The 1,150-nt window shown below is 79.3% G+C and carries 1 pseudogene; it reads right to left on the bottom strand.

Annotated elements, in window-relative coordinates:
* Positions 1-1,150: pseudogene (locus FRCN3DRAFT_RS56880) on the bottom strand (hypothetical protein); the annotation flags it as partial.

The following is a 1,150-nucleotide window of genomic DNA, read 5'->3' as shown; positions in this document are numbered from 1 at the left end:
AGTCGGTCGAGCTCGCTGGCCTTGGCCGCCGCGCGCTGCTCGGCCGCGCGCAGCGGCTCGACGGCCGCGATCGCCTCGTCCGCCGCGGCCATGGCCCGCTCGGTCGCCGCCGCCGTCATGGCGAGCGTGCCCTCGGCCTCGGCCGCAGCCCGCCGGGCGGTGGCGAGCTCGGCGGCCAGCGCTTCGACCCGCCCCGGCGGGTAGGCGCGCCGCCAGCCGGTGACCGCGGCCAGCAACGCCCGGTCGGCCTCGATCCTCGTGGAGAGCTCGGCGGTGAGCCGGGCCCGGTCGTCCTGGCGCCGCTGGATCACCGACCGCTCGGTGGCGGCCGCGTCCACGTCGTACAGCGCCGGATTCGGCGGCACGACGAACACGGACGTGCCGGCCGTCGGCTCATCGTCGGCGAGGTCAGCGCGCGCCGTCGCCCCTGCGGGGCCGGCTCCGATGGCACGACCGGCACCGGCGGCGGTCCCGGCACTGTCGGCGGGGTCTGCATCGTCGTGGGGAGAGGCGAACACGGCCGGCGTGGCGACGGCGACGGCCGCGTTGGGAAGAAGGCGGGCGGCGAGGAGGACTTCGCGGGCGCGGGCGAGCGTGGCGCCCGCGCCGCCCGGGTCCTGGGTGGTGACGACGACCCCGTCGACGATGTCGGGATGCCGGCGCCATCGGGCCTCGCGGTCGGTAGCGGGCACCACGCGCGCCAGGTAGGCCCAGCCGGGCTCGGCGGAGATCCCCGCGCCGGCCAGTGCCGCGCACACGGCGACCACTTCCGGCCGGGCGGGGCGCAGGTCGTCGTCGCCGAGCGCGGCGAGCACCCGCCGGTCGGCGTCGGACTCGACCGTCAGCTCCAGCCTGCGCCGCTCACCCGCCGCCACCGCGGCCCGCAGCGCGGCGAGGGCCTGCTCGGCCAGCCCGTTCAGCCCCGCCGCCTCATCGGTCACACCGGTCGTACCGGCCGCGCCGGTCCGGCTGGTCACTGCGAGCTGGTCGGCGTCCTCCGGGGTGGCGACGACCGCTGAGGCTCCGGCCGCATCCGGGGCCACGGCGGCGGGGGCCGGCGCCGCGAGGCCGAGCAGGGCGGCGATCCGACCGTCGGCGGTGACGGCCGCGGCGGCGTCGTCGGCCGCGGCGACCTGGTCGGCGAGCGACG

Origin of the sequence: Pseudofrankia saprophytica (genome assembly GCF_000235425.2) — a bacterium.
In the GTDB taxonomy this organism is placed as follows: domain Bacteria; phylum Actinomycetota; class Actinomycetes; order Frankiales; family Frankiaceae; genus Pseudofrankia; species Pseudofrankia saprophytica.
This window is presented reverse-complemented; position numbering and strand designations above follow the sequence as displayed.